Source organism: Algoriella sp., assembly GCF_036647415.1.
Classification (GTDB): Bacteria; Bacteroidota; Bacteroidia; order Flavobacteriales; family Weeksellaceae; genus Empedobacter.
In genome coordinates this window covers 1-21,506 of record NZ_JAVXKG010000025.1, presented here as the reverse complement: position 1 = coordinate 21,506, position 21,506 = coordinate 1, and the positions used below count along the sequence as shown (strand labels likewise).

The 21,506-nt window shown below is 30.7% G+C and carries 19 protein-coding genes; 16 read left to right on the top strand and 3 right to left on the bottom strand.

Annotation, left to right across the window (positions count from 1 at the left end; genetic code table 11):
* Positions 1-4 precede the first annotated feature (4 nt).
* The 14 genes from RSC72_RS10900 (at position 5) to RSC72_RS10835 (ending at position 17,366) form a co-directional block, all read left to right on the top strand.
* Positions 5-226, top strand: a complete 222-nt coding sequence (locus RSC72_RS10900) for a hypothetical protein (RefSeq protein WP_332544587.1) — start codon at positions 5-7, stop codon at positions 224-226.
* Positions 226-5,085, top strand: a complete 4,860-nt coding sequence (locus tag RSC72_RS10895) for a tape measure protein (protein WP_332544585.1) — start codon at positions 226-228, stop codon at positions 5,083-5,085. The genes RSC72_RS10900 and RSC72_RS10895 overlap by 1 nt, the downstream gene beginning before the upstream one ends.
* Positions 5,075-5,599 (top strand): hypothetical protein, encoded by a 525-nt coding sequence (locus RSC72_RS10890; protein WP_332544583.1) that lies wholly within the window; start codon positions 5,075-5,077, stop codon positions 5,597-5,599. Before RSC72_RS10895 ends, RSC72_RS10890 begins: the two co-directional genes overlap by 11 nt.
* Positions 5,596-6,234: a hypothetical protein gene (locus tag RSC72_RS10885; RefSeq protein WP_332544582.1), complete on the top strand. Its 639-nt coding sequence runs from the start codon at positions 5,596-5,598 to the stop codon at positions 6,232-6,234. The genes RSC72_RS10890 and RSC72_RS10885 overlap by 4 nt, the downstream gene beginning before the upstream one ends.
* On the top strand, positions 6,219-9,656 hold the full coding sequence (locus tag RSC72_RS10880; protein WP_332565962.1) for a phage tail protein: 3,438 nt from the start codon (positions 6,219-6,221) through the stop codon (positions 9,654-9,656). Before RSC72_RS10885 ends, RSC72_RS10880 begins: the two co-directional genes overlap by 16 nt.
* A gap of 14 nt (positions 9,657-9,670) precedes the next feature.
* Entirely contained in the window at positions 9,671-12,247 is a 2,577-nt protein-coding gene (locus tag RSC72_RS10875) for a hypothetical protein (RefSeq protein ID WP_332565963.1), read from the top strand.
* 26 nt (positions 12,248-12,273) lie between these two features.
* On the top strand, positions 12,274-13,350 hold the full coding sequence (locus RSC72_RS10870) for an acyltransferase family protein (RefSeq protein ID WP_332544576.1): 1,077 nt from the start codon (positions 12,274-12,276) through the stop codon (positions 13,348-13,350).
* 255 nt (positions 13,351-13,605) lie between these two features.
* Positions 13,606-14,076 (top strand): phage holin family protein, encoded by a 471-nt coding sequence (locus RSC72_RS10865; RefSeq protein WP_332544574.1) that lies wholly within the window; start codon positions 13,606-13,608, stop codon positions 14,074-14,076.
* Positions 14,076-14,669: a glycoside hydrolase family 19 protein gene (locus RSC72_RS10860; RefSeq protein WP_332544573.1), complete on the top strand. Its 594-nt coding sequence runs from the start codon at positions 14,076-14,078 to the stop codon at positions 14,667-14,669. The genes RSC72_RS10865 and RSC72_RS10860 overlap by 1 nt, the downstream gene beginning before the upstream one ends.
* Positions 14,653-15,165, top strand: a complete 513-nt coding sequence (locus RSC72_RS10855; RefSeq protein WP_332578496.1) for a DUF6808 domain-containing protein — start codon at positions 14,653-14,655, stop codon at positions 15,163-15,165. The genes RSC72_RS10860 and RSC72_RS10855 overlap by 17 nt, the downstream gene beginning before the upstream one ends.
* Positions 15,166-15,319: 154 nt before the next feature.
* Complete coding sequence (locus RSC72_RS10850) at positions 15,320-15,505, top strand: type II toxin-antitoxin system HicA family toxin (protein ID WP_332546969.1); 186 nt, start codon at positions 15,320-15,322, stop codon at positions 15,503-15,505.
* Between the two features lie 32 nt (positions 15,506-15,537).
* Positions 15,538-15,951 (top strand): helix-turn-helix domain-containing protein, encoded by a 414-nt coding sequence (locus tag RSC72_RS10845; protein ID WP_332546967.1) that lies wholly within the window; start codon positions 15,538-15,540, stop codon positions 15,949-15,951.
* 393 nt (positions 15,952-16,344) lie between these two features.
* Positions 16,345-17,001 carry an HAD family hydrolase gene (locus RSC72_RS10840; protein ID WP_332546965.1) on the top strand — a complete coding sequence of 219 codons (657 nt, stop codon included), beginning with the start codon at positions 16,345-16,347 and terminating at the stop codon, positions 16,999-17,001.
* Between the two features lie 5 nt (positions 17,002-17,006).
* Positions 17,007-17,366, top strand: coding sequence for a hypothetical protein (locus tag RSC72_RS10835; protein ID WP_332546963.1), 360 nt, complete (start codon positions 17,007-17,009; stop codon positions 17,364-17,366).
* 34 nt (positions 17,367-17,400) lie between these two features.
* Here RSC72_RS10835 and RSC72_RS10830 read toward each other — a convergent pair whose 3' ends face one another.
* The 3 genes from RSC72_RS10830 to RSC72_RS10820 are packed head-to-tail and all read right to left on the bottom strand — an operon-like array spanning position 17,401 to position 19,508.
* The gene (locus tag RSC72_RS10830; protein ID WP_332546962.1) at positions 17,401-18,009 is read right to left on the bottom strand and encodes a fumarylacetoacetate hydrolase family protein; all 609 of its coding nucleotides are present in this window, start codon (positions 18,007-18,009) and stop codon (positions 17,401-17,403) included.
* Positions 18,010-18,012: 3 nt separating this feature from the next.
* Positions 18,013-18,771: a 3'-5' exonuclease gene (locus RSC72_RS10825; RefSeq protein ID WP_332546960.1), complete on the bottom strand. Its 759-nt coding sequence runs from the start codon at positions 18,769-18,771 to the stop codon at positions 18,013-18,015.
* A complete protein-coding gene (locus tag RSC72_RS10820; RefSeq protein ID WP_332566433.1) occupies positions 18,768-19,508 on the bottom strand; it encodes a CDP-alcohol phosphatidyltransferase family protein in 741 nt (246 codons plus the stop codon). Before RSC72_RS10820 ends, RSC72_RS10825 begins: the two co-directional genes overlap by 4 nt.
* Before the next feature lie 106 nt (positions 19,509-19,614).
* Between RSC72_RS10820 and RSC72_RS10815 the strand changes: the two genes are divergently transcribed.
* Entirely contained in the window at positions 19,615-20,715 is a 1,101-nt protein-coding gene (locus RSC72_RS10815) for a PorV/PorQ family protein (RefSeq protein ID WP_332566432.1), read from the top strand.
* A 309-nt stretch (positions 20,716-21,024) separates the two neighbouring features.
* Positions 21,025-21,506 (top strand): TMEM175 family protein (locus RSC72_RS10810; protein ID WP_332578495.1); only part of this gene is annotated, 482 nt, incomplete at its 3' end.

Sequence of the window (21,506 nt, the reverse complement as noted above, 5' to 3'; positions counted from 1 at the left end):
TGGAATGAAAAGTACTTATGGAACAAGAGCTTCAATTTGTGCGCATTTCAGTTGGACACTTGATTACTTAGAAAATCAAATCCCTTGGTCAAAAGTAATTCGTTTAATGGCAGATTTACCTTCATACGATTATGATGATGACGAAAATACAAATTCCCAAACAAAAAAAGCAGTAAAAATAACAGAACAGAACGCAGATGACATTCTTAAAATGTTTCAAAGCTAATGGAGATAAGTAACGGAAGATTAGGATATACTCAAGATCTAGACAATCAAAGATTTTTAAATGCACTTCGACAATCAAATCGAGGTGTAACGGACTTTAATGCCCATTTACAAAGTAACTTTAATCAATCATTAATTTCTGTTGATGATTTAGTAAAAGGAGTTACAGCATTTCTTACAATTGACATGGCGCGCGATTTTGTTACTCAAATGGTAAAGATCCGCGGTGAGTTTGAACAGACTGAAATTGCATTTAATACAATGCTTCAATCAAGGGAGAAAGGAAATGCTTTGATGAAGGAAATGGTTGATCTCGCAAAGAACACGCCTATGCAATTTAGCGAGGTTTCAAAAGGAGCAAAACAACTTTTAGCATACCAAGTTGAAACCGAAAAGTTAACAGAAACACTTTCGATGCTTGGCGATATTTCGAGTGGACTTGGAGTGCCTTTATCGCGTTTGATTTTAGTTTACGGACAAGTAAAAGCTAAAGGTCGTTTAATGGGTGATGATTTGCGTCAATTTACCGAAGCTGGTGTTCCAATGATTGCAATGATTGCTAAAAATATGGGAGTAGCTCAATCTGCTGTTGCTGATATGGTTTCTGAAGGGAAAGTTGGTTTTAAAGAAGTTGAAAAAGTTCTTCAGGATTTAACTTCTCAAGGTGGTTTATTTTACAATATGATGGAAGAGCAATCTAAAACTATTCCTGGACAAATAGCTAAACTTCAAGATGAAATAGAGCAAATGTTTAATAATATCGGTAAAGATTCTCAAGGATTTGTTTCTGATGTTATTGGAGGTGCTTCTACTATTGTTGAGAATTATGAAGCAATTGGAAGTGTTTTAGAAAAGCTTGTAATTGGATATGGAGTTTATAGAGCGGCATTAATAGCAACATCTGTAATAGAATCATATAGAAGTAAAACTCTTGCGACAGAAATTGCAAGTCTTGGGATTTCGGAAAAAATGCAATTAGGAAGAGCAGCAGTTTCAGTAAGGCAAGCAGAAGCGTTAAAAAGAGAAGCTTTGGCTGAAAATGAGCTTGCAATTTCTAAAGTAAGAAGTATGCAAGCTGGTAAATCTGCTCAGCTTATAAAATATCAAGAAGCATTAGCGTCTTTAAATGCTGCTCATGCATCAAAGATTCAAGCAGAAACAGAAGTTGCCGCAGCAACGGTTAAGTATAATGCATTACGAGGTAGTCATTTTATAAAAAGAGAGCAATTAGCTTTACAAGAGTTAGAAATAGCGCAAACAAATTTAGTTACTCAAACACAAAATGTAAATTCTGCCAGTATTGCACTTAATACAGAACAAAAGAATCTTAATGTAGTATCTACAGAACTTTTGAATGCTACTTTAGCTCAATCTACAACACAAACTTCGTTAGACACTGCAAGACGTGTAGAAAACGAAGCTGTAACTAATTTACAGACTGTTTCAAATACTAGATTAACAACAGCTCAAAGTTTAAGAGTAATAGCAACTACAGCCGCAGCAAGAGCAGAAGCTATTTTAAACGCAACAATGTTAAATAATCCTGTTGTTTTATTATCAATCGGCTTCATAGCTTTTACAGCTATTCTATATAAAGTAATAACTGCTCTTGATGCAACTGAAAAAGCTCAACAGAAATTAATTGAAGTAGAAGGTGAGGCTCAAAAATCTATTGCATCTGAAAAATTAGAACTTGAGAGATTAATTGAAATTGCAAAAGATGATAAAAAATCGAAAGAAGAAAGAGAGAAAGCAATTGATAAATTAAATGAAAAATCACCAGAGTATTTAGGGAATTTAACTTTAGAAAAAATAAATACTCAAGAAGCTACAAAAGCGGTAAATGATTATACAGATGCTTTATATAAAAATGCGAAGGCAAAGGCAATGCAAATTTCATACGAAAAACTAGTTGCTGATGAACAAGATATTTGGTCTAATTTTTATAAAAATAGTACTAATCCTGATTTGCTACAAAGAGGTTCAAATTCTTTTTGGAAAATGTTTGGTGTAGAGACTAAGAAAATTAAAAATGAAACAGACCTAAGAAATCATATAATTGAGTTATATGGAAAAGATGCTGTTAAGAATGCAAAAATCTATGAGGAAAATGTAAATAGATATCTCAAATCAATAGGTCATGATGAATTAGCTTCTTTGAGAACTCAACGAGAATTAATTGGAGAACAATTAAAAGGAATGACCACAGATTTAGAAGGTGAAAGTGATAAAAAGGAAACTGTTCAAACTAAATCATCGGTAAAAAATAAAGCATATTGGGAAGAACAAAAAAAGCAAGCATCTGACGCGAGAGATGCATTAGCTAGTTCAGCTAAAGGAGGTTCAGAATGGAATAGGTTAACTAAACAAATTGATGAAGCTAATAATGCTTTGCAAGCTTATAACGATTCATATAAAAAACCAAAAAAAGAAAAAGACCCTGTTGAGATTTACAAAAAACAGGTTTCGGAAATTGAAAAACAATACGAACAATACTTAAAAATTTTAGATTCTAACGATGTTACATTCGCTACTGAAAAAGCTATTTTAAAAGCTCAATTAGAAAGTAAAGGTGCTTCTTATGAGGAATATTTACGTGCGCAACAAAAAGAATTAGTAAAGACTGCAAAAACTTCTGATGTATCCAGAAAAAAACTTTTACTGATTAACGAGGAACTTTTAAAGTTAAGTAAGCATAGTGAATTACAAATTTTCAAAGATGAATTTGAAAAACAACTTGATGATTTAGATTCTGTAATTGAAAAACTATATGAAGTTCAAGATTTAAAAGAATCATTGATAGGTAAATCAGATCCATTAAGCATCAAGAAAATTGAGTTTATTGATGAAAAACAAAAAGAGCTTTTAAAGGATTCAGAAAATGCCGCTAGAAGTCTATTTAAAACTTTAACTGATGAATCAAAACCATTAGATGCAATCAATAAAAAGTTTGATGCTCAATTATTCTTACTTAAAAAGAAAATCAATGATGCAAATGAAGAGATTAGTAAACTAACTATTTCTGCTAAATCTTCTCCAGAAGGTTCTAACGAACGAATTAAGATTGAAGAGCAAATTTTAAAACTAAAAAAAGAAATCCTTGACACTCAAAACTTAATTGACTTCAACGAGAGTAAAAGAACCGTTGAAACCAAGAATGTAACTAATAATACTGATTATAATAAACTTCTTTCTGAATATCAATCTTATGAAGATAAGATTAAGGCTATTGATGATAAAATGAACGCTGATTTATTAACGAATCAAACTTATTATGAAACTCAAAAAAAATCTTTAATCGAACAAGGTAAACTTGATGAAATTAAAGCTTTAGAGGATATTAAAAACGCTAAAGATGTTCAGATTAAAAAACAAGCTTCTGACGATACTTCGGATATTGCAAAGAATCAATTAATGGGTACTGAGGAGTGGGCAAATTTATTTTCTAATATGGATGAAATGACTTTCCAACAAATCGATAATTTAATAAAACAAATAGAAGGTCAGTTCAATCAATTGAAAGGAAAGTTTAACCCGATTGATTTAAAAGTTATTCTAAAACAATTAAATCAAGCTAAAAATTTAGTGATTGAGAAAAACCCTTTTGGTTCGTTAGCTGTTGGTTTAGCTGATTTGTTTAAAGGCGCAGAAGAGGAAACTAATTCAAGTGCTGAAGGTATCACTACTAAATGGAATAGAGTAGCTAAATCTTTAACAGGGACTTTTGATTTTATCAATGATGCTATTGATTCAGCGGGAGTTTTAAAAGAATTTCTTGGAGAAACAGCTAGTAGCGCTATGGAAACTACGCAAACTGTTTTAGGAATTGGATCTAGTGTTTTAGCAGTATCTCAAATGACAACAGAAGGTATTAAAGGGGTTGAACGAGCATCTGTAATCCTTGCGATTATCTCTGCAGTAATTCAAATTGCAACTAAAATAGCAAAATTATTATCCAATATCTTCTCTAAAGACAAGAAAAAGCAAAAAGAGATTAATAAGCATAAAGAAGCTGTTGACAAACTAACAAAATCTTATAAAGATTTAGAGGACGCGACTAAGCGCGCTCTTGGTTCCGATGTTTATTCAGGTCAAAAACAAATGATTGATAATCTGAAACAACAACAGATTGAATATCAAAAAATGATTGAACTTGAAAAAAGGAAAAAGAAAAAGGATAACGGAAAAATCAAAGAATGGGAAGATGCTCTTAGAGATTCTAAAAATACAATTCAAGATATACTAGAAGAAATAACAGAAGATGTTGTACAAACTAATGCTAAAGATTTGGCTTCTGAGTTAGGTGATGCTCTTGTCGAGGCATTCGGTAAAGGTGAAGATGCTGCAAAGGCATTCGCTGAGGTTGCGAATAATGTCTTGAAAAATGCGGTCTTAAATCAACTAAAAAAACAATTCTTAGAAAAGCAATTGCAGTCTGCACTTGATAAGCTTTACAAAGATATGGGAGGTGATAATGAAGGTAATTTTAATTTCAACGGATTATCTCCAGAAGAACAACAAGAATTTAGAGACAAAATAAAAGAAATATCTCAGAATTTCAGTTCAATGTTAGGTGAGTATTCTGACTTGTTCAAAGACATTATTGATCCAAATGAAACTGCAATGGCTGGAGCAATAAAAGGAATGTCAGAAGAAACAGGTAATGCTTTGCTGGGGCAGTTTAATGCAATGCGTATTCATCAAAAAGAATTAGTAACAATCAACTTAGATTCGAATAAAATACTATTAAATAGCTTAGACAGATTAGCAAATATCGATTATAACACAAGAAGTGTTTTACCACTATTAGAAAAATTAATTAACAGAATAGATAACGCAGGACGAGCTTATGGATTTTAATAATATAAAAACTGAAGCTCTAAAAAGAGCAAAACAAAACGAAATATATGAGGATTGGGCGGTTAAAATGGAAAATGCCCAATCTTTGGATGAGCTACTTGATATGTATATTAAGGGAATTGATTTTTCATTTTCAACAGGATTTCTTTCAAATGATTTTATACGAAGAAATTTAAAAGGAGAAATGGAACAAAAAGGAATTTTCATTGATGATTCAATAGATTTAAATAATCAAAGAGAGGTGGTTTGTCTTGGAGATACACGATTAAATTATTTAGGTGACGAGTTCTCAGTTTCTCAAATGTATTTGCGAGATAATGTAAAAGCTCGATTAATTGTTCGAGATAGTGCATTTATTATGATTGATATTTTTGATAATGTTCAGCTAGAAATTGAAGCAAGTGACAAAGCAAATGTTCGCGTAAATTGTTATAAAGGAGCGAAAGTTACTTTCAAAAGTATTGATGAAAGTTATGTGAAAGTATCTAATAAACATTCAAAAACTTACGAATGAATCCAGTAGTTTATTTACTAGACAATATACCCTTTAAAAATTACAATGTTTATGTTTCTGATTCTTCAAATCTATTTGATAAGGCTTCTGTAAAGGAAAATCAAAAGAAAGATTGGAGCGATGAGCATGGTTATGATATTGATTTGCAATCACGTTATCATAATTCTAAAACGATTACAATTGATTGCTTTATTCCTGCTGATTCATTGAAAGAATGTATTGATAAGTACAATGATTTCTATAACGCTTTAGATCAAAAAGGATCTCGCAGATTATCAGTTATAGCTAATGATTTAAGAATGGAATATCAAGTTTTCAGGCAAGATACAGCTGAAAATAAATTGAATTACGATGATTCGAATGCAGTAGGTACTTTTAAGTTAAAATTGATTGAGAATATGCCTGTTAAGCGTATTTTAAAATCAACTCAAAAAATTACTACTATCGGTTTAAAATCTAATAAAATTTTAGTCATTAATTGGAGTGATGGAAGTGAAGAATATACATCACCAAATGTTGAATTGTATTCTCATACTTATCTTACTACAGGTATTTTCTATCCAATGATTTTAGGTGATTTAGATTCAATCACATTGTTTAACTCAAATGCTACTATTCTATGGAACAGATTTTAGTTAAGCGCTCAGATAATGTTGACTATCTTTTAGAAGATAGAAATAAAGGAGTGTTTGTCTCATCAATCATTCAATCAACTGAATTAAGAAGTAATGATGTTATTAATGTTGAACTTATCAGTCGTGAATTTATCAATTTTACCATTGGAGATTCTTTTTATTATTTAGGTCAAAAATATACGTTAAATCAGATCCCGCGATACTTTAAAAATAGTTCAAATGATTTTCAATATTCAATAACATTTGAAGGAGTAATGTTCGATTTGCGTCGAGCTTCTTATGATGTAAATATTGACACAACAGGCTCGGCGATTTATGGCGAAACATTAACAGCTGATTTAGAATTATTCGCTACTATTTTAATTGAAAACATCAATCGTGTTTTTCCTGATAAATGGGTTTTAGGTGAAATTCCAGCTGAAACAGAAACGAAAACAATTACATTTTCAGAAGAAGAGAATTGTTTAGCTGCCTTACAAATGTTATGCGATGAATATGATACTGATTTTATCATTAAAACAGATAACAACGGAGTTAACATTCTAAACTTTAAGCAAGTAGGAAATGAAATTCCTTTAGAGTTTAAAGTTGGTTTTCAAAAAGGACTTTATACGTTAACTCGTGAAAAAGTTGATGCAAGCGATATTGTTACTCGTTTAAAAGTTTATGGCTCAGACAAGAATTTAGGAACAGATTACCGTGCTAACCGATTGGTACTAAAAGATAGAAACAAACCAAATTCCTACATTGAAAATACGCAAGCGGTCGCTAAATATGGAATTTACGAATCAACAAAAATCTTTGATGATATTTATCCAAGACGCAAAGGAAAAGTAACTTCTATAAATTCGGATTCGGTTTACAAATTTTCTGATTCGTCAATGGATTTTGATTTAAAAGAAAAGGAAAATGGAAACACGAAGTATTTGATCAATGGAACTGCTGCAAAAATTCATTTTAATACAGGTGATTTATCTGGATACGAGTTTGATGTGCATACTTATGACAACACTCTTAAAGAGTTTCATATTATCAAATTTGCTGATGAAAATGGATATGAATTTCCATCAAAAGATAATGACGCATTTCGAATTGCTGTTGGTGATGAGTATGTGATTTTAGATATTCAAATGCCACAATCATATATTGATAACGCGGAAGCAGAACTTTTTGAAAAGGCAAATGAGTATCTATCAGATAAGCTTGAGCCTAATATTCAGTATTTACTTGATGTAGACACTTTACATCTTCAACGAATTTTAAATAATACAGTTACTCATTTCTTTTCAATTGGTGATTTTATTAAAGTTGTTGACGAAGATTTTGATATTAATCGTTACATCAGAATTAAATCGATTGAAAGAGATTTAAGAAATCCATTTGATTATAAATTAACGCTTTCAGATTCAAAAATTACAAACTTTCTGAGCGGAACTATTCCAGGCGAAATCAATACGATTAAAAACATTATCAAGATTAATAATCTAAATAACCCTGCAAAAGCACGTCGTAATTGGAAAGATGCTCAAGAGGTTTTAAATATGGTTTTTGACGTAGAAGGCGATTATTATACTGAGAAGATTAAGCCAAATTCTATCGAAACAACTCACCTGCAAGTCGGTGCTAAGTCAATGCAATTTAACCTAATCGATTCATTTTTCGAACCTAATTTTGAGGGTAATCCAAATAAAATTAGATGGTCCACTTGTAAGCTTGTGCATTTTACTATTTCGGATAAAATAGTTGATTGGCAGATACAAGGAGGACAAAAGGATTTAGAGTCGAATAAGCCATATTATTTGTATGTAAAATGTAGTAAAACAAATAATATAGGTGTAATTGAAATTACGGAAACACAGTATACAGTTGATCAAGTAGGTAGTTATTATTTCTTAATAGGAATTATTAATACTTATTCAGAAGATGTTAAAGCTCGTGAAATATCATTGATGTATGGTTTTACAACTGTTTCGGGACGATTTATTAAAACAGGGCGTATCGAATCGAGTGGTGGAGGTGATACTTATTTTGATTTAGATACAGGAGAAATAAGTGGAAGAATAACTTTTTTAGATGGTTCAGAAGCTTATGAGCAGATTTATGGTGGAATTGTTATCGGTGGTGAAAATCTATTAAGCGGTTCAAGTACTCAGCAATTAGGCTATGATTTGGAAGAAGATAAAAAATCGAGATACGCAGGTCAATTAAAAGAATTTTGTTTGTCCGTTGATGTCACTTTACCAACTGATATGGATGTTTGTTTTTATATTATTGGAAGGAAAAACGATAATACTGCAGAAACTTTAGGTTATAAAGTTTTTGAAGGTGTAAAAGCAAATAAAAGAAATCGAGTATACGCATCTTTTGAATGTGATATTTCTACTTATAAAAAGTTTTTCCTTATTCTTAAAAACGAAGCAAACGATCAAGATGTTGAAGTTGAATTTTTACAACCAAAACTTGAGCTTGGAAAATTTCCAACTGATTACTCGGAAAGTGGTAACGATATAAAAGTTTATAATGAAAATCGCATTAAAGAAATTGAAGAAAAAGCAAGTTTTTTAAGTACAACAATCTCAGGTAACATTGTTGCTACAGGCATGTTGATGGTTGGTGATGTTAAAGGTGCAAATGCAGGGATTAGTGGTTTCACCGAAAATGGTAAACAATCAGTTCGTTTTTGGGCAGGAGCTAAAGCTTCTGATCGTGTGAATGCAATTTTCAGAGTACTTGATGATGGTTCTGTTTATATGTCTAATGCTTATGTGAAAGGCGAAGTACATGCTACAAGCGGAACTTTCACAGGTCGAATTGAAGCGAATTCAGGATATATCGGAGGTTTGACTTTACAGGATAAATTACTGACAACTACAGATATTAATTCAGGTATTTGGTTTACTTACGAAAATGATAATTATAAATCATCTATTCGAATGGGAAATAATATTGGAACAGGAATTTTACCTGAACAAAATTATTATCCTTTTTTGATGATTCAAAATCAAGCTAAAAAAGTAGTTACACCATGGGAATCATTTAAAGCTGGAATTCATTTAGATATGAAATCATTCAATGATGATATTCTCTCATATCCAGCCATCGAAGTAAAAAATGGTCATTATCAAGGATTGGCATTTAATACCGAAACTTTCACTAGCGGTCAAACAATTAATAGAGATACAGATTTTGGTTATGTGGCTTCTAGTGATGGCTCAAGCCCTATAATTAAATTACCTCTAAATCCACGTCAAGGAAAATTTCTAATACTTATTAATCCAACGGAAAATAATTACACTACAGTTGAGGGGAATGGTAAAAAGATAGGATATAAGTTTTCTAGTGGCATGGCGGCAATTCAATTTACAAGAACAGCTGTTTTAATTTATTCAGGAAACATGTGGCATATAATAACAACTAGTTAGTTAATAAAATAATAATGGAAAATAGACAAGTTACAATCAATATCAACGATACTTCGCCTTTAGCGAATACAGCTTACGTTGATACAGGGAAAGAAAATAAAGTTTATAATAAAGCTCAGGTAAATGAACTTTTAGAAGATGTGCGCGAAGGTACTTTAGGAAGTATTTCGCCTTCTCAAAAGCTACCAGAATTAAACTCGCTTCCTGATGGAAATTACTATGCATCAGAAGCTGGAACGTATGCTTTTGGAGTAACAGTTCCAAATGGTTGGCAGTATAGATTCAATAAAACAGTTGCAACTTGGAAGGTTTTGACAAAAGTTCAAATCCCAATGCAAGATTTAACTGCAATTGAAACGAAAGTTAATAACAATGAAAAGAAAGTAGATGAGTTCATCCGTGATTTCGCTGTAACAACCGACACGGAATTTGATTCAGAATCCAAAAATGCAATTTCAAACAGTGCTGTAGCGCCATTAGCTACAATGTTAAGCGGATTTTTAACGGCTGATTATGACGAAGTTGTAGATGCTGATATGAGTGGTTCGATAGTTGGTTTGATGAAATCTGATGAAATTTCAATTAGTGATAAGGGTTATAAGTATAAGAAAATAATACTTGATAAAGCATATAATTATGTAAACTTTAAAGGCTATCGCCCTCAGGTTCTCGCTGCAGGGATTAATTCACACCCTTGCTTGATAGCTGTTACTTCTTCAGGAAATAAAATAGTACTAATTGAAAGTGATGTAGCGGGTAACAATCAAACAATTTTTGAAAAGAAAGTTGCATTACCAGCTAATACAACTCATATTTATGTTAATTGGAATAACACTGATGTTGCTTTAAATCAAATACCAAAAACTACACTATTTCTTCAAAAAAGTGGAACATCAGAAGAAAATGCTGTAAAAGAATATATTGATAAAAAAACAGCTGCGTTAGATTCATTAAATGGTGAAAAAGAAATTAAATTAGTTTATACTAATTTGGGGATATATGATAAAAATGGGTTTTTATTTACTGGTAGTAGATTTCTATTTAGATCAACTATTATTCCAATCACTTCAAATGCGGTTTCTTTTCGTTTCAAAGGAAATCAAGCCGCAATAGGTAATAATTGGAATCCTGGAACAGAAGGATACAGTTGCGTTGCTTTTAAAATGTCAGACGATACGTTTAGTATCTCCTTACATCCAATTCTCACTACTTCTAAAATGATTGATAAAACTTTTTCCATACCTAATGGAGCGAAGGAAATTTATTTATCTTGGCAAAATTTAGCTGATTCAGGAGGTAATGCTATTTTACCAGAATTATTTTTTATTGACGAGCCTTTAACTTTAGATGAATATTTATCATCTATAACTTCGAAAGTGCCGAAAAGTCATAAATACGACTTGTCTTGGCGTAATTTCTTAGGAAATAATAAAGTGAATGTTTCGGAATCATTTGTAACAGGTACACAACAGCAAAGGCTGCAACAAGCTTTAGATTTTGCAGAAAGAAAATCAATTACTTTGATTCTAGGTAAAGACCATTTAAGTGGCTCTACAACTTGGAATATTGAAAGCAGTTTACTGATAGGAGATGATACGGCTTTGGTTATTGAGAAAGGAATTAATATTAAATTTTCAAAGAATTATGTGGTTGATACAATAATAAGAAATAAAGGTATTGGAACAATTCAAGGCGCAGCTCTCCATTCTACTGATTATATGACAGGGACAGGTCGAACGTCTAAAAATAAAAATATAATCATTTTAGGAGCTGGTGAAGAACATACGCTAATTGAAGGCTCTGATATTCCATATCGCGCTAACCGACCGTTTACTAATACAGAAGAAGATTGGGTAGGTGACGAGTACGGTTGGCGAACTCTATCTATTTTGATGTGCAACGTTGATGGTCTTGAAATAGGTGGATTTTCACTACGAAAACCAAAATGTTGGATGATCCCAATTTTTAACTCCTCAAATCTTTGGATTCACGATTTAGATTTACTTTCTCGTGTACGTAATGGGGATGGTGTAGATATAATAGGATGTAACGGCGGTATTGTTGAAAATGTATTTAATGACTTGTTTGATGATGCTGTTTTTGTAGGTTATGTATCAAAAAGGAATGTAAATTTTCCTCATTACCAGTACATATACCCGACGCCTCCTAATATTTTAGAGGTAAAGGAAAAACCTATAAGTTTTCAAGATACATCTAATATTGATATAAAAAATATTAGCGGAAATTCGCGCTCAGTACTATGTCGTGTGATGGTCGTTGACGGTCCGAAAGTTTCTAATGTCTCAGTAAACGGTCTTATATCTTACAACCTCGGACGTGCGGGTTTATGTTGTTTTACAGTAGAAGGCAGTTATGAAGGAAATATCACGCCTCCAGCATCTGTAGGAGATATTACGAATATTTCAGCAAATAATATTATCGCTTCAAATGCTAGTTTTGGTTTTGGTGAAGTTTGTCGCGTTGAAGCTATGGCGAGAAATATTTGGATAAATAATGTAACTAATAAGACTTCTTCGAGAACTATTAACACTGGTTTAGATGCAAGTGTGAAGGTAACTAATGTTAAATAATTTATATATTTGCTCATATACATTATATGAGCAAATTTTTACATTTTCCTAATCTTAACGCATTGCGAGCTATAGCAGCTCTATTGGTATTAATTCATCATACAGAGCAGATTAAGAATTCTTTCAATCTTGATAGTTTTTGGAATGTTCCTTTTTTCAATGTTATAGGAAAATTAGGCGTTGTATTATTTTTTGTTTTAAGTGGGTTTTTAATTACTTATTTACTTTTAAATGAAGAAAAAAACACGAATAAAATAAACGTAAAAAGATTCTATTTTAGGCGTGTTTTAAAAATTTGGCCATTGTATTATTTTATAATTTTTCTATCTTATTTTGTATTTCCTTACATAAGCGTCTTATCAATTGATAATATTCAAAATGAAGTGATTTCTGTAAAAACCTTTCTGTTATACATTTTCATGCTTCCTAATTTGGTCTTGTCTAATTTTGGAGTAGTACCATACGCTTCTCAAGCGTGGTCAATTGGTACGGAAGAGCAATTCTATTTAATCTGGCCATTGTTATTTATCTTGTTTCGTAAAAACAAAATGTTATTAATGCTTTCTGTTATAATAGGATATATCGGAGTAAAATATTACTTAACAATCAATCCTAAAAATCTTTTCGGAATTAATTTGTTAGATTTCTGGAATACTTTTAATATAGATTGTATGGCGATAGGTGGTCTGACAGCTATTTTAAGTTTTAAAAAATCAAAGGTTTTAAATTGCATTAATAATAATTATGTGTTTTATTTATCAACTTTAATAGTCATTATATTGATGATCTTCGGTGTTAATTTTGGATTCTTTCATTACGAAATTTACGCTATTTTATTCGCAATAATTATTTTGAATTTAGCTACAAATAAAGCTTTGGAGGTTATTTTAGAAAATAAGATGTTTAATTACTTAGGAGGTATTTCTTACGGAATTTATATGTACCAATCAATTGCGATAGTAATTGCAATTAAGCTTTCAATTTATTTTAATCTTGAATTATTAATCTATCCTGTGTCTCTTAGTTTAACTTTATTATTTTCACATCTTTCTTTTAATTATTTAGAAAAACCATTTTTAAAACTGAAAAACAAATTTTCATAAAGATTTAAAAACTAAAAAGAGTATTGCAATCAATATAGCTGTTACAATTATAACATCTGTGGCAGTAATGGAATTACTTCCAAATTTAGAATTTCTCTTTTTTGACATAGGACTGTTGATTATTGCAAAAGTAAATTAATATTTATTAGTTTATACATTATCTCACTCTTATCTTTCTAAAAAACACTACAAAAACCCCACTTCGTTGATTTAGTTTTACAAAACATTGTTAGCGCCTTACTTAACAATGTATTAATGAATCAAATTTTTATTTATCCTGATTGGATATTATTTATTGCACTTACTTTTTTAATGGCAATTGACTTTATGACTGGCTTTATGAAAGCTAAGTTTTTGAAAGTAAATCGAAGCTCAGAAGCCTTTCGGAAAACAGTTAAGAAAATCATTCAATACTGCTCAGCTATTATTGTTGTCATCGTTATTCTCAATCTTATGCGATTTGATCAGTCAAATCAATTCTTTAAAGATTATTCTAATTGGTTGCAAAATGGAGTAATTGTACTAATGGTATATATTGAATTAACATCTATACTCGAAAATGCTATTGCAATTGATAAGACTTCAACATTTTCAAAAGTATTTATTATTCCGTTTCATCGACTTTTAACCTTACAATTAAAGTCTAATCCAATGTATAGCTTTAGTCAAGAAGAACAACGAAAAGTTGAAGTGAATAAATTAAAACGTCAAAAAGAGATACTGTAATGCTAGTAGATTTTCAAAAAAAATATGGATTGGTAGCCGACGGAAAGTTTGGACCAATCACAGCAAAAAAAATAGTTGAAGTTTTCAATATTAAACATCCTGCTCAATTTTTTGGGCAGGTTTGCCATGAATCGGCAAATATGACTTTGAAAGAAGAAAACTTGAATTATACCGCAAGTCGATTACAAGAAGTATTTCCTAAGTATTTTCCAACTTACGCAAAAGCTAAGGAATATGAACGAAGCCCAGAGAAGTTAGGAAACTTAGTATACGGTGGACGGATGGGAAACAAAAACCCAAATGACGGATATTACTTTCGTGGGCGTGGAGCGCTTCAATTAACGGGACGTGACAATTATAAAGCGTTCGAGAATTGGTTAGTTTCAAAGGGTTTATGTAAGTCAAATGAAATCATGCTGAATCCTGATTTAGTTTGGAAAGACTTTTATATCGAATCTGCTATTTTCTTTTTCGATAAAAACAATCTATGGAATATCACAGATGTTTTAAAATTGACTAAAAAAGTTAATGGCGGGACTAATGGACTTCAAGATAGAATAAACAAAACTATGCAATATGAAAAGTGGTTTTAATATGAAATTTATAACAAAACACAGAAAATTATTTGGTTACTTACTTGCTGTAATCGCAGTAGGAGCAATATTTTATTTTATAGGTCGAAAAGACGAGAAGGTTAAAACAGTTTATAAAGATAAAATTGTTTATAAAGATAGTATTCGAACTATTACAAAAACGATTGAAGGTAAAGAAAAAGAGGTTATTCGTTATCGTGATCGCGTTAATTATTTAAAGAAAAAAGAAAAGGAAATTATTTATGATACTGCAATTTGTGCCGAAATAGTTTCAAACCTCAAAGAGCAAATTAACAACCAAGATACTATTATCTTCAAAAAGGATTCGATTATTTACCTAACTAATGAGATTATTAATTACCAGGAGAAAATTATAAACATCAAACCAAAGCCTAAGCGATTTGGTTTAGGGATACAAGCTGGTTATGGGATTTCTAACGAAAGATTTTCACCATATCTCGGTGCTGGTATAAGTATAAATATTTTGAGGTTTTAATTTTAAAGTGGTCGAATTTGACCACTTTTTTATATAAAAACCTCATCCAGCTTTAGGGGATTTCGTGAAAATATTTTAAAAATAATTGTAAAAAAGTTTGGTAAATAGTATTAATATTAATACCTTTGAAGTGTTGATTAAGTAAAAGAGTTCTATGAAGTATTCGGAATTAGAGCGGAAGCTCAAAAAGGCAAAGTGTTACGACACTGGCGAAACGATGAACGGACATCCATTGTGGTTTAGTCCAAAAACGAAAAAATATTTTCAAACAAGTCATCACAAAAGCCAAGAGGTTAAAAACGGAACGTTGAAAGCTATTTTAAAAGATGCAGGGTTGTAAAACCCTGCTTTTTATCAAATTAAAAAAAAATTATGAAAAATAAAGTAAATGCATACATAGAGCGCGGTAATGATGGAACATTCGGCGTGTATATTGATTTAGACGACAAAACCTTAAATTATGGTATTTCAGCAAATGGTAAAACTGTTGAAGAGGCTATAAATGATTTTAATAATTCTTATATTGAAATGAAAAATTTTCATTCAAAAAAAGGAATTGATTTTGTTGAAGCTGAATTTATATTTAAGCAAGATGTAGCATCTTTTTTGCAATATTATAGTAAAATATTTACATTAGCAGGATTAGAAAGATTAACAGGTATTAATCAAGCTCAATTAAGTCATTATTTGAATGGTGTTAAAAAACCAAGAAAAGAAACAGTTGAAAAAATAGAAACTAAAATACACGAGTTAGGTAAAGAATTAACTACTTTAGAATTTACTTAGTCAACAACTTTTATTCTAAATAGTTTGCCACTCTGAAAAGGGTGGCTTTTTTGTTCCCCGAAAACTGATGAGGTTTATATTATTAAAAGCACAGAGGGGCATCAATGTCCTTCTGTGCTTTTTACCTATTACTAATTCTCTTCTAAGAATACATATTATCAAATTTATTTATATTATTTCAGTCATTCGGTTATTAAGTATTTACTTTTAAGAACGTTTTGATTTTTTAAAAATTAGAATATAAATAAGAAATATTCTTATATTTGTTCAGCGTTCGGAAAGAGATTTCTGGACGTTTTGTATTTATTAAAAAACATCAAATATTGCAATAATATTGCAAATTAAATAAAACACTTAAAACTATTAATATAAAATATTGATTTACATATAAATATGATTAAAACTGTAATTTTTGACATGGACGGCGTTATTGTAGATACAGAACCTGTGCACAAATACGCTTATTTTGAACATTATAAAGAGTTAAATATTCCAGTTACAGAAGAGTTATTTTCAACATTTACAGGGCAATCTACCAAAAATGTATATCAAATTTTGAAGGATAAATTTGAGTTGAAAGAAGATGTAAATGAGTTGGTTTTACGAAAACGAGCAATTTTTAATGAAGCTTTTGATACAAAACCAGATTTGTGTTTGATAGATGGAGTAGAGAATTTAATCAAAGATTTGTACCAAAATAATATTGAATTAATTTTAGCTTCTTCGGCTTCAAAATCGACAATTGATCGTGTTTTTAATCGATTTGAATTGAATCAATATTTTTCTCATAAAATATCGGGCGAGAGTTTTCCGAATTCAAAACCAGATCCTGCAATTTTTCTTCATGCCGCAGATTTAGCCAAATCAGAACATGCTGAATGTATTGTAATAGAGGATTCTACAAATGGAGTAGAGGCTGCTTTCCGTGCAAACATCTATTGTTTGGGCTATAAAAGTGAAAATTCTAAGAAACAAAATCTCGATAAAGCCAATACAATTGTTGATGATTTTAATTTGATTAATGCAAGTTATATTAGAGATTTAAAATAATGATTATGAAAACTATTTTTAAAAATAGCTTATTTCTTTTTTGTTTTATTTTGTTAAGTTGCAATAGTCAAAATAAAATAAATTTTACATTTATTAATCATTCACCAAACAAAATTGAAGATATTATACTAACTACTTCTTATACTAACAAAGATTCAATTCAGATTAGAAGTTTAGATATTAATAAAAGTTTAACGCGTGAATTTAATCTTAATTCAAAAAATAGAGGAGAAGCTAATTTTATATTGCAAGTGAACGGAGATACTTTAAATTCAAACTTTGGATATATAGAGAATGGACGTTCTTCCTATAAAAATATTGAAATAGAATTGAAAAGTGATACTGCTATTATTAAGCAAAATTGACAAAAAAAGCGTTACAATTGTAACGCTTTTCGTTTTATAATACTTTTATTTCGAATACTTTTTCATCATTTAGAAAACCTTCTAAAGTATCTTTCGAATTAATTTTTGAAACTCCCGCAGGCGTTCCTGTAAAAATTAAATCTCCTTTTTTCAAGGTAAAATATTTAGAACATTCCGCAATCAAGGTGTTGATATGAAAAATCATATCTTTTGTATTTCCAGTTTGTACATTTTCTCCATTTCTATCCAATTTAAAATCAAGATTATCCAAATCAAATTTCTCTTTCGGAAAGAATTCTGAAGCAAAAGCAGAACCATCAAAAGCTTTGGCAATCTCCCAAGGAAAACGTTTTTCTTTCAATTCTTGCTGTACATCGCGCGCTGTAAAGTCAATTCCTAAGCCAATTTCAGAAAAATAACGATCTGCAAATTGTGGTTGAATCATTTTTCCAACACGATCTATTTTAATCACAATTTCAGTTTCAAAATGAACTTCTTTTGTAAAAGTTGGTATCACAAACGGAAAACCTTTTCGCAAAATTGCCGAATCAGGTTTCATAAAAAACATCGGCGAATCTGGAATTGGATTATTTAATTCTTTGGCATGTTCGGCGTAATTACGCCCTACACAAATAATTTTCATAATTTAAAATCCGTTTGATAATTTTATTTTAGTGAAAATTTTCTTTGTATACAAAGGAAAATCAGCGTTTTGCAACCAAGTATAATAACCAGGATCTTTTGCAAAAACATCCGAAACAACTTGTCCTTTATATTTACCAAAAGAGATAATCGCGTTTCCTTTTTCATCTTGTTGAATAAATCCAGCTAAATCAATCGTTTTACGTTGAGAAGAAAATTCACTCAAAAATTTGTTGTCATTTTCTAACTCATCATATTTTTCTATTTGCGCCATCAACACTTCATAAGTCGCCAAAGTATCTGCTTCAGCCGAATGTGCGTCAATTAAATCCTTTCCGCAATAATATTTATACGCAGCACCAAGATTTCGAGGTTCCATTTTATGATAAATAACTTGCGCATCAATTGGACGATGTTTTGATAAATCAAAATCAAATCCATTACGTAATAATTCTTCCGCTAAAAGAGGAATATCAAAACGATTAGAATTGAAACCTGCTAAATCAGAATCCTTAATCATTTCCATAATTGTTGGCGCTAATTCCTTGAAAGAAGGCGCGTCTTTTACATCTTCGTCAGAAATTCCGTGAATCAAAGTTGTTTCTGGCGGAATTGGAACTCCAGGATTTACTTTCCACGATTTCACTTCTTTTGTTCCGTCTGTAAAAGCCTTCACAATTGCAATTTCTACAATACGGTCTTTAGAGACATTAATTCCTGTTGTTTCTAAATCAAAGAAACATATATTTTTAGTTAATTTCATTTTGTAATTTCTTTTCTGAAAATGATTGAGGTTATAATGTATAATACAATAATTAGTGGAATTGCAGCGACTTGTAGCCATGCAACTAATGCTAATGTAATGATTAAGAAAATGTATTTATAATAATTTTCTGCCCAACTCAATCCTTTAAATTTTAAGGCAAATAATGGTAAATCTATGATTAATAAAACACTAAATATTACAGAAATTGCAATAAGTAGATAAGGGTCAATTTCTGGACTAATAATTTGTCCTTTGTTGTAATAAATAGAGAAAATAGAGAAAATAAATAATGTATTAGATGGAGTTGCTAAACCTTTGAAATAAGTCGCTTGATCTTCATCTAAATTAAATTTTGCTAATCTTAATGCCGAAAAAGCAGGAATTAAGAATGCAAATAATGAAATTGCAGCAATTTTAAGATTCTCATTTTCATAAATAAAATCAGTTGATAAATGGTTAAACATCGAGAAAACCATCAATCCAGGAACAACACCAAACGAAATACAATCGGCCAACGAATCTAATTCTTTTCCAATCGGGCTACCAATATTCATTAAACGTGCAACCATTCCGTCCAAGAAATCGGCAACAAGGGAAATCAACATCAAAACCATTACAATTGTAACTGTGGTAGTTGTGATTTGTGCATTACTCGAAATCATGAAAATCGCTGATAATACACCACACGAAAGATTAAGGAGTGTTAAATAATTAGGTATTGTAAATAATTTCATAAATGAATTTTTCGGAACAAAAATACAAACAATTATTCATCTGAATCATTTTTTAGACACAATAAAACCACTATTTTTGAGTTTTAATTATTGAAATCAACCTGTTTTGAAAAAAATATTTCTAACATTCTCTATTATCGCAAGTCAATTTGCGTTTTCTCAAACCGCTCGAAAATACTCGAACGAATTCCTTAATATTGGTGCAGATGCACGCTCTTTTGCTATGGGTAATGCCGTTGTAGCGAATATTGGTAATGCAAATGCGGCTTATTGGAATCCTGCTGGATTAACGGAAATAACGTATGACTGGGAAGCATCTGCAATGCACGCAGAATATTTTCAGTCGATTGCGAAATTTGATTATGCAGCGGTTGCAATTCCACTTAGAGAGAGTAATTCTACAATTGCATTTTCGTTGATGCGTTTTGGTGTTGATGATATTTTGAACACGACAGAATTGATTGACAATCAAGGAAATATAAACTACGATAAAATATCTAAATTTTCTACAGCAGATTATGCTTTAACCATGTCTTACGCGGGTAATGTATTTAATAACAAAGATATTCAGTTTGGTGCCAATGCAAAAGTCGTTTACCGCCATATTGGTAAATTTGCACAAGGATTTGGTTTCGGACTTGATTTAGGTTTGCAATATCGTACCGAAAATAAAATGTTTTTTGGTGTGATGGCACGTGATATTACAACAACTTTTAATGCATGGAGCATCAATAAAGATAAAGTAAAAGAAATTTCTGTTGATGAGCCAAGTAATACTGGTGAACCAGTAATTTTGAATGAATTGCCAGAAGAAAATATTGAGTTGACGATGCCAAAATTACAATTTGGAGTTGGTAAACGTTTTGATTTTAATGACAGAGTTTCTTTGCTTGGAGAAATTGATGTAAATGTTGAGTTTTCACAAACAAATGCAGCTATTTCTGGAAAAGGATTTTCTATTTTTCCACAAGTTGGAATGGAATTAGCGTATGATGATATGGTCTTTGTACGTGGAGGATTGAATAATTTGCAGAAAATAGAGCAATTTGATGGAAAACAGAAAACTCAAATTCAACCAAATGTCGGTGTAGGTTTCAAATACAAAGGTATTTCGATTGATTATGCTCTAACAAATTTCGGAAATAGTGGAATCGGCTTATATTCAAATATTTTTTCTGTCCGTTTTGAAATGGATAAATGGAGGTAGAGTAGATTTTAGATTAAATATTTAGTAAAACACAAGAGCTGATTTATAATGAATTGGCTTTCTTTTTTAGAATTAATAACACTTAATCTAAATAGTCTATAGGTTAAAAGGTGTTAGTAGAGTTTAAATAAAAAAGTATATAAAAAATTAGAGGAAAAATCCACTCTCTTTTTGACAAAAAAATTAAATGAGAGTTTAGATTTTCGTTCATATTACGCTTAAAAAAATTGATACAAAATTTGTGATTGAAGGTTATTCGTAGATAATTCCTTACATTTATCAATTAATTTAAAATAGAAAATAAAAAACATGACTACCAATCGATTAGAAGCCTTTAGTGATGGCGTATTGGCTATCATTATTACCATTATGGTATTAGACCTTAAAGTACCAATTGGTGATGATTTAATGAGTTTGAAACCTTATATTCCTAAGTTTTTGAACTACTTTATAAGTTTTGTGTACGTTGGTATTTATTGGAACAATCACCATCATCTTTTTCAAGCAATCGAAAAAGTAAACGGTGCAGTCTTGTGGAGTAATTTACTCTTATTATTTTGGTTATCATTACTGCCTGTTTCTACAGGTTGGATGAGCGAAAATTATCATTCTCCATTACCTGTTGCGCTTTACGGTTTTATATTATTTATGAGTAGTATGGCTTTTATGATTATTCAGAAAGTAGCTATAAGAAAGGAGGGTAAAGATTCTGTAATAGGGCAATCGATAGAGAATAATATTAAAGAAACTTCATCTTGTATTGGTTATATTTTAGGAGTTGGATTGTCTTT

Bases quoted from the DNA above. Each gene is read 5' to 3' on its own strand.
- RSC72_RS10900 (WP_332544587.1), top strand. From the start codon at position 5: ATGAAAAGTACTTATGGAACAAGAGCTTCAATTTGTGCGCATTTCAGT.
- RSC72_RS10895 (WP_332544585.1), top strand. From the start codon at position 226: ATGGAGATAAGTAACGGAAGATTAGGATATACTCAAGATCTAGACAAT.
- RSC72_RS10890 (WP_332544583.1), top strand. From the start codon at position 5,075: ATGGATTTTAATAATATAAAAACTGAAGCTCTAAAAAGAGCAAAACAA.
- RSC72_RS10885 (WP_332544582.1), top strand. From the start codon at position 5,596: ATGAATCCAGTAGTTTATTTACTAGACAATATACCCTTTAAAAATTAC.
- RSC72_RS10880 (WP_332565962.1), top strand. From the start codon at position 6,219: ATGGAACAGATTTTAGTTAAGCGCTCAGATAATGTTGACTATCTTTTA.
- RSC72_RS10875 (WP_332565963.1), top strand. From the start codon at position 9,671: ATGGAAAATAGACAAGTTACAATCAATATCAACGATACTTCGCCTTTA.
- RSC72_RS10870 (WP_332544576.1), top strand. From the start codon at position 12,274: ATGAGCAAATTTTTACATTTTCCTAATCTTAACGCATTGCGAGCTATA.
- RSC72_RS10865 (WP_332544574.1), top strand. From the start codon at position 13,606: ATGAATCAAATTTTTATTTATCCTGATTGGATATTATTTATTGCACTT.
- RSC72_RS10860 (WP_332544573.1), top strand. From the start codon at position 14,076: ATGCTAGTAGATTTTCAAAAAAAATATGGATTGGTAGCCGACGGAAAG.
- RSC72_RS10855 (WP_332578496.1), top strand. From the start codon at position 14,653: ATGAAAAGTGGTTTTAATATGAAATTTATAACAAAACACAGAAAATTA.
- RSC72_RS10850 (WP_332546969.1), top strand. From the start codon at position 15,320: ATGAAGTATTCGGAATTAGAGCGGAAGCTCAAAAAGGCAAAGTGTTAC.
- RSC72_RS10845 (WP_332546967.1), top strand. From the start codon at position 15,538: ATGAAAAATAAAGTAAATGCATACATAGAGCGCGGTAATGATGGAACA.
- RSC72_RS10840 (WP_332546965.1), top strand. From the start codon at position 16,345: ATGATTAAAACTGTAATTTTTGACATGGACGGCGTTATTGTAGATACA.
- RSC72_RS10835 (WP_332546963.1), top strand. From the start codon at position 17,007: ATGAAAACTATTTTTAAAAATAGCTTATTTCTTTTTTGTTTTATTTTG.
- RSC72_RS10830 (WP_332546962.1), bottom strand. From the start codon at position 18,009: ATGAAAATTATTTGTGTAGGGCGTAATTACGCCGAACATGCCAAAGAA.
- RSC72_RS10825 (WP_332546960.1), bottom strand. From the start codon at position 18,771: ATGAAATTAACTAAAAATATATGTTTCTTTGATTTAGAAACAACAGGA.
- RSC72_RS10820 (WP_332566433.1), bottom strand. From the start codon at position 19,508: ATGAAATTATTTACAATACCTAATTATTTAACACTCCTTAATCTTTCG.